This window comes from Brotaphodocola sp., from assembly GCF_050873065.1.
Classification (GTDB): Bacteria; Bacillota; Clostridia; order Lachnospirales; family Lachnospiraceae; genus Brotaphodocola.
On record NZ_JBNMIC010000063.1, the window covers coordinates 1 to 10,613 of the forward strand.

The window sequence follows — 10,613 nt, forward strand, 5'->3', positions numbered from 1 at the left end:
CCATTCTCGAATTCTCAGATCTTTCAAAAGCGGATTGCGATATCCACAGCAATGACAAATCTGAGAACTCGGATACCACTTGTCTACTTTCACAAAATATTTCTTGCGATCGGATAATTTGTACTCAAGCATCGAAAGAAACATTCCATACCCATTATCAAGTGTTGCCTTTCCGTTTCCAAATCCTCTGTTCGACATTGCTCTCATGTTCAGACTCTCTACGCATACGACATCATACTGATTGGCTATCTCAGTTGATTTCTTATGTAAATGATCGAGACGCTGATTGGCAATATGTCTGTGAATCTTATTAACCTTTTTCAATTGTTTCAAATAATTCTTCGATTTTGTTTCATTCTTTTTCGATCCCACTTTTCGAGAAAGTTTTCGTTGCTCTTTTGCAAGTTTTTCCTGACTTTCTCTATAATATTTGTGATTACTTCCAATCTGACCATTGTGATCCACATACAGACCATTTGATGCATAATCCAAACCAATCACATTCTCCAGATCCGCCACATAATCACAAACAGGAGGCTCAAATTCAAACAAAACAGAGGCAAAAAATTTTCCATCGGATTCCTGTGAAATCGTAGCGGATTTTATCTGCCATCCCTCCCTTGGCTTTCTATGAATGACCGCTTTTACCTTTCCGATTTTCGGTAATTTCAGTTCTTTCTCATACAAAGCAATCGTTCCATTTTGATTATTCGTTGTATAAGATTTTCTACTATGTTTTGCTGATTTATATTTCGGAAATCCATTTTTCTTTTTTCGCGTCGTGCTGAAACAATTCCGAAATGCCGACTGTAAATCCAACTGATTATTCGCTAATGCCAGACTGTCTACCTCTTTCAGATACGGATATTCTTTCTTGTATTTTGCTGGTGTAATCGTCACAAATTTTCCTGTTTTTTCATAAGATTCTTTCTGATCCGTAAGCATAAGGTTATAAACTTTTCGGCAACAACCAAATGTTTTTGCAAAAAGTTCTGCTTGTTCTTTCGTCGGATACAGTCGATATTTGATTGCTTTATTTGCTTTTCCTTTTTTCCCCTTGCGATTGGATGTATTCTCTAACAATTTCTACGGTTGCACCTCCCGTTGTAAGCAGACAATAACTTTGTGACCAAAACATCTCTTTCCATAAAGACTTTCTTATCATAGGAAATTCTTTCTTAATGAGACGACTACTTGCGGATTTATATGCATTAATAAATTTACTGATTTCTGTATTTGGCTGTCCTCGAAACAAAATGTGAACGTGATCAAGGTCATGATTCCATTCTTCCAACTCGATATGGTAATTCGGTGCTATATACTCAAAAATTTCCTTTAATCGATTTGAAATCGGATTATCAATCACTTTATTTCGATACTTAATGCACATAATCAAATGATAATTTAGTAAAAATACTGAATGATTATTCGTATCAAGATTCATATTATAAATACCTCTTATGTTAGTTACGACTGAATGATAAGAAAATCATAATACGATCAAAAATAAAAGTCAACGCCGTGTATCTCGCAAGTCATCCCACCACCTACACGTTTGCTTAGAGGTGGGGGATTTCTTGCTCACGGCGTGTTAAATACCACGAGGATTTATATACCAACGCCCTTAAGAAATAACTGATATTTCCTGCTTAATATCTTAAAGAATATTTCCCACATGCAACAACAACATACCAAATGGGCGATAGTCTTCATTATCCAGTCCCCGATACGACTCAAATGTATCAGATGCCATATCAACAAATTGTATTTAAAGCCCCATGACTGCACTCTCTTTTCGAGTCTGCCACGGGGCTTCCTTTTATGTTATTATTATGCAGTTTTCATTTTTAATTTCAACATACAGCCTGCTTTTCCAGAAGCTCTGCTAAAAATTCCGCTGTCTGCTCCAAGGCAGACGCATCCACTTTGAACCGATCGCTGTGCAGATTTTCACTCGATCCTGTTCCGACCTTGATATAAAGACCTTTTATATCGCTTCCCTCCGGGACGAATTTGCTGAAATCATCACCGGTCATCGCCGGGTCCAGAACCACATTTTGCAGACCATGTTTTTGTGCCAGATCTCTTGCCGACTCACACAGTTCTTTATCGTTAATGACGGCCGACGGGCCTTCCTGCCAATCTACCTTTGTCTGTACTCGCCCCTCCCGTTCCACTCCTCTTGCAATCCGATGGATCTCTTCCTTAATCCGGCTTCGATCCCGCCCATCCATCGTCCGCACCGTTCCTTCCAAAAAGGCTGTTTCCGGAATCACATTCCAGGTTGCTCCGCCCTCAATATGCGTCACGCTGACGACACCTGCATGGAGTGGGCTCAATTGCTCTGGAACAACGCGCCCAAGTTTCTCCACCACCGAAACGGCTGTCGTGATCGGATTGACTCCCAACTGCGGAGTCGCTCCGTGAGTTCCTTTTCCGCGGATATCAATCCGAAAACCGTCCACCGCTGCCATCACACTGCCCGACTGGATCGATACCTGCCCCGGTCGAAGACTCGGCTCTGCATGAAAGCCGAAAACTTCTGAAAATTCTGGAAGACATCCATTTTTTCGCACATATTCTGCGCCACTGGCAACTTCCTCGGCGGGCTGGAAAACAAAATAAATTCTACCTGCCAGATTTTCTTTTCTTTGATTTAGAAGGGAGGCTACTTTCAGCGCCACCGTTGTGTGAAAATCGTGACCGCAGGCATGCATACATCCCGGATGCTCCGACGCATAAGAAAGATTCGTTTTTTCCTCAATCGGAAGCGCATCGATGTCCGCCCGAAAGCAAATGGTTTTCCCATTTGTCTTCCCGGGCTTTTTTCCTTCTACCACCGCGATGACGCCAGTCTCTAGCTCAGCAGGATGCAGAGTAAGCCCCTCTTCCTTCAAAATCTCACGGATTTTTGCCGTTGTCTCATACTCCTGAAAGCCGATTTCCGGATGTCGATGAAACCAGCAGAACAATTCATTCCAGTCTCTTTCCATGTTTCTTTTCCCCCCACTTACCACCTGATCTGATTATAGGAAAGCCCCGTGACTGCACTCACTTTGAGTCTGCCACGGGGCTGTTATTTGATTTTTACGCATCAAAAAAACAACTTTTATTTTACAGATGAAGCACACGGTCACGAATTTCCTGAGTTCTTCCCTGATTCCAGAACTGGGTTCCGATGTATCCGCAGGTACGGCGTGCAACAGACATCTTGTCCTGATTGCGATTTCCGCAGTTCGGGCACTCCCAGATCAGCTTGCCGGTCTCATCCTCGACAATCTTGATCTCACCGTCGTAACCGCAGCACTCACAGTAATCGCTCTTCGTGTTCAGCTCTGCGTACATGATATTGTCATAGATGAACTTCATCACAGACAGGACCGCCGGGATGTTGTTCTGCATATTCGGAACCTCAACGTAGCTGATTGCTCCGCCCGGGGAAAGCTTCTGGAACTCTGCCTCGAATTTCAGCTTGCTGAACGCATCGATCTCCTCGGTCACATGAACGTGATAACTGTTCGTGATATAGTTCTTGTCGGTCACTCCCTTGATGATGCCGAAACGCTTCTGTAAGCACTTTGCAAACTTGTAGGTCGTGGACTCCATCGGTGTGCCGTATACGGAGTAGCTGATGTTCTCTGCCTTTTTCCACTCCGCGCACTTGTCGTTGAGACGCTGCATCACCTTCAGTGCAAATTCCTTGCCTTCCGGGGAAGTGTGGGACTTGCCCATCATGCGGACGCACATCTCATGGAGACCTGCATAGCCGAGGGAAATCGTGGAATAACCGTCAAACAGCAGCTTGTCAATCGTCTCGCCTTTCTTTAAGCGGGCAAGCGCTCCGTTCTGCCAGAGAATCGGTGCGACATCGGAGATTGTTCCGAGAAGACGCTCGTGACGGCAGCGCAAAGCACGGTGACAGAGCTCAAGGCGCTCCTCAAGAATCTGCCAGAATTTCTCCATATCCCCGTCAGAAGAGCAGGCAACATCGACCAGATTGATCGTCACAACACCCTGGTTGAAACGGCCATAGAACTTGTGGCTTCCGTCTGCGTTGCGCTGGGAATCCTCAACCGTCAGGAAGGAACGGCATCCCATGCACGGGTAAACATTTCCGTTCTTCATCTGCTTCATGATCTTTGCAGAGATGTAGTCCGGAACCATGCGCTTTGCCGTGCACTTTGCGGCAAGCTCAGTCAGATGCCAGTACTTGGAATCCTCCGTGATATTGTCCTCATCAAGCACATAGATCAGTTTCGGGAATGCCGGGGTGATCCATACCCCCTTCTCGTTCTTGACACCCTGCATGCGCTGGATCATCACTTCCTCGATAATCAGGGCAAGGTCATCTCTCGTCTGACCCTCCGGAACCTCATCAAGATACATAAATACCGTCACAAACGGAGCCTGACCGTTACAGGTCATCAGTGTGATCAGCTGGTACTGGATCGTCTGGATTCCGCTCTTAACCTCCTCGCGCAGACGTCTCTCGACAACCTTGTCGATGATCGCCTCATCGAGGGACTCTCCGCACTCCTTGCGCTCCTCAATCACGTTCTTGCGCAGTTTCTTACGGCTGATGTCCACAAACGGCGCAAGATGAGCCAGCGTAAAGGACTGGCCGCCATACTGGTTGCTCGCCACCTGTGCCACAATCTGGGTTGTCACGTTGCAGGCCGTGAAGAAGCTGTGCGGCTTCTCAATCATCGTCTCACTGATCACAGTTCCGTTCTGGAGCATGTCCTCGAGGTTGATCAGGTCGCAGTTATGCTCTTTTTGGGCATAGTAATCCGTATCATGGAAGTGAATGATTCCCTCCTCATGTGCATGCACGATCTCCTCCGGCAGAAGCACACGGCGGCTTAAATCCTTGCTGACCTCTCCAGCCATGTAGTCTCTCTGTGTGGAGTTGATAACCGGATTCTTGTTCGAGTTCTCCTGCTTGACCTCCTCATTGATATGCTCAATCAGGGAGAGGATTCCATTGTCCGTCGTGTTGGACTTTCTCGTCAGCTCTCTCTTGTAGCGGTAGCGCACATACTTCTGTGCCACCTCATAACCACGCATCTCCATAATTCCGGTCTCGACCATGTCCTGAATGTCTTCCACATTGATCGCATGAGTCGCTTTGTCAACCGTTGAGGCAATCGTGTCGGCAACCGCCTTGATCTGATAATCGTTCATCTGGTGAAGTTTGTCCACACTCTGATTAGCCTTCCGAATCGCGTTGACAATCTTGGCTTCATCGAAGATAACCTCCTTGCCATTTCGCTTAATTACGTTGTTTTTCACGTCTGTGCTCATCTTCCCCGCTCCTACCTACTATATCTTGTTAAATATTTGTTTTCGTCCAACTATATATGGTGCGAGTAATATCATACTACAAAAGTACTCTTCTGAAAAGGGGGAATTTTGCAATATTTGTTGAATATTTTATTCCTATGAGTTATGATAAAATAGTTGTAAAATGCGGGTATTTTACGCAAATTTTTTTCTAAAACAAGACATTACAGGAGGATTCCCTTGAAACAGCAAATAAGAAAAATCTTATGTTTTCTGCTGGCTTTTCAGATCTTTTCGATCACTGCATTCGCAAAACCAGACTGGCCAGCTGACACCGGCATTCAGGCGGAGGCAGGTATTGTGATGGACATGGATTCCGGAGCCATTCTCTTCGGACAGAATATCCACGTTCCCTACGCACCGGCAAGTATCACGAAACTACTCACTGCTCTTGTCGTCCTCGAAAACTGCAAGCTTGACGAGACTGTCGATTTCACAACCGAGGCCGTCAACAGCGTCGATCCGGACAGCGGAAATAAACTCAGCATCGTCGCTGGCGATCAGCTCTCCGTTGAGGATTGTCTCTACTCTCTGCTTCTCGTCTCTGCCAACCAGGCGGCAAATGCACTTGCGATTCACACTGCCGGAAGCCTTTCCGGTTTTGTGGATATGATGAATGAGAAGATTGCGGAACTCGGCTGCACCGAGAGCCATTTTGCCAACCCATCCGGTCTGAGCAACAGCGACCAGTATGTGACGGCCTACGACATGGCACTGATCGGTCAGGCTGCCTACAATAACGAGGAACTCTTAAAGATCAGTTCCACAATCAATTACAAGACTGCTCCGACGACAAACAATCCGAACGGAAAGACACTCCAGCAGGAGCACCGCCTTGTAATCGCTGAAGACTCTTCCAGTGAGTTCTACACACCGTCTGCTGTAGCCGGAAAGACCGGTTACACCCAGGCTGCCGGAAATACCCTTGTGACTTACGCAGAGCAGGACGGACGCCGTCTGATCTCCGTCATCTTAAAGGGTCAGCCTCGCCAGTATTTCCTCGATGCACAGGCACTGCTCAATTTCGGTTTCAACAATTTCAAGAATGTTGTGATCGCAGATGCGGAAGAGCGCTATGTGACCGGAAATGACAAGATTGACTTAAACACCGGTTCTTTCAAGGCATCTGATTTAAAGATTGAGCCGGACCGTGTAGTCACCCTTCCGAGAGATGCCTCATTTGACGATGCCGAAGTCTCCCTCGACTATCTGCCGGAGGAATTCCCGTCAAATGCAGCAGCCGTTCTGAAATATACTTACAATGACCGTGCGATCGGAAAAGCCTTTCTGCTCGCAAAGGACGGAGTGAAAGTGAAAAACGGCGCAGAGCCGGAGACAAGTGAGCTGGAGGTGGAGAGCTCCACTGCCGTCTCTGAGACAGAATCCACTGCCGTTTCCGAGACAAAGACAGCGGAGAATAAGCAGACTTCAGGGCTGGCTCTTGATCTTTCAGCAGGCCAGAAGGTAATTCTGATTGCACTCTGTGTGGTTGGTCTTCTGCTGCTTGCGCTGATTTTCCTGATTCTGTACCGCCATCACGAAGAGAAAGTTGCGATGGAAAAACGCAGAGAGCGCCGTCGCCAGCGCCTCCAGGAGGCCGGTGAAACTGATGCCTTTGAGCAGATGATGGCTGAGCGCAGAGAGCGTGATTCCCGTCTGAAACAGCAGCAGCGAACAGCAATCGCACTGACTCCGGAAGCAGAGAATGATGACGACGATGATGCCGACGAACCGGAGACTACCGATCCGGCTGAGAATGATTCTGAGGACGATTTTTAAGAATAACCGTTCATAGGACGCAATTTCCTGTAAAATAAAAAATACGCCCGATCGCTGGTTACATCACTCAGATGTAACTGCCGGTCAGGCGTATTTTTATTTTTGTATTTATTTTTTCACTGTGTTCAAATCGACGCTCACGGAGACTTGGCGCGTGATTCTGGTCAGCTCTGCTGACATCTTCCAAACAGAATCACTGCGCCTTCTTATTTCCCGTAAGTGATTGCCGCATATGCATCAGGGATTCCTCCGCAGGCAACCTTATCCGTGAGCGTATCCAGTTTTCTCGCAGAATCAAGGAGTACTCTTCTCACATCTTTCAGTTCCAGATCCGTGCGGTACGAATACAGAAATGCCGCAACTCCGGTCACCATCGGCGCTGCCATCGAGGTTCCGGACATGAATCCATATCCGTCTGTGACTGTGCTCACAATGTACGTTCCGGGCGCCGCAATATCCACGTTCTTTACCCCATAATTTGAGCTCGCCTCAAGGTTTCCGTCGAAGATCAGATTTCCCACCGCAATGATGTTGTCACTGTCGAAACATGCCGGATAGTCGGGAGTCTCATCGATGTTGATTCCCTTTCCCGCCGCATCGCCATTTCCGGCGGATACCACAAAGAGCATTTTAGAGTCCTTCATCACCTGTTCGAGATGCGGATAGTAGGTCGTCGTTCCAAAACTCAGGTTGCAGATCGAAGCACCGTTTGCCTCCGCATACTGAATCGCCTGAATCACCGCATCCTCCTCACCGAGGCCATAATCGGTTCCGAGCACCTTGATCGGCATGATCTTCACATACTTATTGTCCGCAATTCCGGCAATTCCGTCTTTGCCCCGGCTTGCAGCGATCGTTCCCGCACCGTGTGTGCCGTGATCATCCTCTTTTCCCACATAGATCTGGTTTGTATTGTTGAAAAAATTCCAGCCGTGCACATCATCCACATATCCATTTCCGTCATTGTCGATGCCGTCCCCCGGGATCTCTCCCTCGTTCGTCCAGATCGAATCCTTCAGATCCGGGTGTTTGATGTTGATTCCGGTATCGATGACTGCCACCGTCACCTGTCTGCGCTCCGATGTCGTATCCTGATCGTACAGTTCCCACGCCGGCAGGATGTTGATGTCAATTCCCTTCACCGAGGTGATTGTCGCCTGATAGTAGGCATCCGGACCGGAGACAGGGGCTGGAATCCCGAGATAGTTTGCAAGATCAATCCGCTTCGCAAGCTCCGGATTGCTGTTCTCAAACTTATTCTGGATCTCCACGTACTGAAGCTCCCCGTCGTTCTTGAGCCCCCACTGATAGCGGGCATAGGGATCGGATGAAGACAGATTATCCTCTCCCGGTCCGTAGACGCGGGTGTAAAATGGCACCTCATCTCTCACCCTCTGCCCCCCGTTTTTCGTCTCCGTCTGCTGTGCATATACGGCAAGCGGAAGATTCCCTGCCAGAAACACCGCCAGAAGCGGCGCAACGATTCTCTTACAATTCTTCTTTATCATACCTGAAGCTCTCTCCTTTTCGCGCCCTGTTGCTCCCTGCTGCGATTCCCACCCTATGCAAGGAGTAACTGCGCCCCACATTTATGCCTTTCATGATTCTGCTTTTTCATACGAGAATGACTTTTCTGCAACGCTTCAGATTTCTGAACAGCTGCCACTTTAGTATAGCATAAAAAAGAAGCGCCAAACAACAAGATTTCTTGTCATTTGACGCTTCTCCTATTTATCGCGCTCTAAACAGTGGATAATTAGAAATTCTAATTACTCAATGATAGAAACAACACGGCCTGAACCTACGGTTCTACCACCCTCACGATATCAGACTGGCGTATTACGGTGTACAAATGGTGGTTTTTCGTTTGATTTGTGGGGAAAAATCCGGATTTTCCGTTGTGTCCGTGTGGTTTTGGGGGATTTTGTTATCATGGTGTTATCACTGACTTATCTTTTATAAACGACAATTCCCTTACTATTAAATTTTCTTATTCCTTCCCTTTCTTGTTGGAAAACTCTTACTTCATTAAAATTATCTCTTCCTCCAAGTTTAAAAGCACTGCTGGCAATATTCTTTGTATTTAATGGATTAGTTGTAGCATAAACATTTACTTTTTTTATATTATTATTTAAACTCCTGACTTCATTAACAACGCACCTTACTAATCCAGGACTATCATATCTGTTAAAATCATTAGTATTATTACGCGATATTAATAATGTCGGTAAATTTTTCTTTATTTCCGGTAATTGGCTCAATGAAAGAGGATATGTATCAGAAATCATTACATTCACTTCATCTGTTTCATGCGAAAAATTTGATTTACTTACTGAAATGGTATCATTTTCTTTTTTGTCAAACTCTCCGCAATTATATTTGTCGAACGTATCATTCAGCACCAGTTTAAATTGCATATATATCGGCACCTGAATAAGGTTACATTCCGAGTACCCCAATATCTTTGAACATATCCGATACCACCCATACCTGTACTGTTTATAATAGTTTCCTCTATTAAACATATATGTTTTATTCCACTTTCTAATTATAAACAATACTACTATTAAAAAGAAAACACCAATTGCCCAATCTCCACCTTTCCAAGCAAAGTAAAAAACATAATCACATATTTTTTGTGACGCTTCCAGCTTAGGCGGGGTCTTTATTAACTCTGTAATTTTAAATATTCTCGGAGCAAAGAACACACCGCCAAGCAACAGAAGTTGCAATATTGGTCTGATATTATTTTTTATCCTTTCATAAATTGATTTCATTCCATTTTACCTCACATATTTTTTTCGGGCAAAGCTTTCCTTTTTGCATTCTCCATACGCTGAATGCCTTACGTCCGGCAATGATATGATATTGTACCCCCTTAGGATCTTCTTTACCAATACGTTTCCAGTTTTTTAAATCTATAATTGAATAATGTGGTATATCCTCCGGATGTGTATGCCATTCTCCCCAATATGCATACACGCCATTATTTTCATTATATAATCCTTCAAAATATTTCAAATGCCCTTCATCTTTTCTGGTATACCTGGTTCTGGTACATATATCATTTTTTAATGGTTTAGATATATACTCAAGAATTATATTTTCATTATTCAGATTTTCCCGTCCGACTATAATTCCACCTTTCTCCGGATCATAATCATTCTTCTGGATCTGACTATATATTTCTTCCAATATTTGATCGCATATCTTTATTTTTCTGTTTTTACTTTCCGTTACAATCATTACATACACCACAATTAATATTTACAAATTGCTTACCAGTCAATATTTTAATCTGTTCCTGTTGTCGCAAATATCGTCCAGATGTTTCCAGATTATGTTTTTCCAGATAGTCACTATCTCCTTTTAAAGATATCAGTAAATTGTCATCAAGCTTTTCTTCAAAAATATTTTTGACCATCTTTAAACAAAGTAACATTGTTTTTAGTGAAACCAAATTTCCATATGGCACGTAAGTCTTTCCACAC

9 protein-coding genes are annotated in these 10,613 nt (G+C 44.9%); 1 reads left to right on the forward strand and 8 read right to left on the reverse strand.

Annotated features, from left to right (window positions below; all coding sequences use genetic code 11):
* The 4 genes from ACR0QE_RS11815 to nrdD all read right to left on the reverse strand — a co-directional run.
* The coding region (locus ACR0QE_RS11815; RefSeq protein ID WP_432628548.1) for an RNA-guided endonuclease TnpB family protein at positions 1-1,083 on the reverse strand (1,083 nt) is incomplete at its 3' end.
* A complete protein-coding gene (tnpA, locus tag ACR0QE_RS11820) occupies positions 1,034-1,444 on the reverse strand; it encodes an IS200/IS605 family transposase (RefSeq protein WP_432628549.1) in 411 nt (136 codons plus the stop codon). The genes ACR0QE_RS11815 and tnpA, both read right to left, overlap by 50 nt.
* A 409-nt stretch (positions 1,445-1,853) precedes the next feature.
* Positions 1,854-2,993 (reverse strand): amidohydrolase, encoded by a 1,140-nt coding sequence (locus tag ACR0QE_RS11825; protein WP_432628550.1) that lies wholly within the window; start codon positions 2,991-2,993, stop codon positions 1,854-1,856.
* A 121-nt stretch (positions 2,994-3,114) separates the two neighbouring features.
* Positions 3,115-5,304 (reverse strand): anaerobic ribonucleoside-triphosphate reductase, encoded by a 2,190-nt coding sequence (gene nrdD / locus ACR0QE_RS11830; protein ID WP_432628551.1) that lies wholly within the window; start codon positions 5,302-5,304, stop codon positions 3,115-3,117.
* 219 nt (positions 5,305-5,523) lie between these two features.
* Between nrdD and ACR0QE_RS11835 the strand changes: the two genes are divergently transcribed.
* On the forward strand, positions 5,524-7,122 hold the full coding sequence (locus ACR0QE_RS11835; RefSeq protein ID WP_432628552.1) for a D-alanyl-D-alanine carboxypeptidase family protein: 1,599 nt from the start codon (positions 5,524-5,526) through the stop codon (positions 7,120-7,122).
* Between the two features lie 206 nt (positions 7,123-7,328).
* On the opposite strand, the gene ACR0QE_RS11840 is transcribed toward ACR0QE_RS11835, so the two are convergent.
* From ACR0QE_RS11840 to ACR0QE_RS11855, 4 genes are all read right to left on the reverse strand, one after another.
* Positions 7,329-8,630, reverse strand: a complete 1,302-nt coding sequence (locus ACR0QE_RS11840; protein WP_432628553.1) for a S8 family peptidase — start codon at positions 8,628-8,630, stop codon at positions 7,329-7,331.
* A gap of 441 nt (positions 8,631-9,071) precedes the next feature.
* A complete protein-coding gene (locus tag ACR0QE_RS11845) occupies positions 9,072-9,899 on the reverse strand; it encodes a hypothetical protein (RefSeq protein ID WP_432628554.1) in 828 nt (275 codons plus the stop codon).
* Positions 9,883-10,368, reverse strand: coding sequence for a Mov34/MPN/PAD-1 family protein (locus tag ACR0QE_RS11850; protein ID WP_432628555.1), 486 nt, complete (start codon positions 10,366-10,368; stop codon positions 9,883-9,885). Before ACR0QE_RS11850 ends, ACR0QE_RS11845 begins: the two co-directional genes overlap by 17 nt.
* A partial coding sequence (locus ACR0QE_RS11855; RefSeq protein ID WP_432628556.1) for a hypothetical protein occupies positions 10,349-10,613 on the reverse strand: 265 nt, incomplete at its 5' end. The genes ACR0QE_RS11850 and ACR0QE_RS11855, both read right to left, overlap by 20 nt.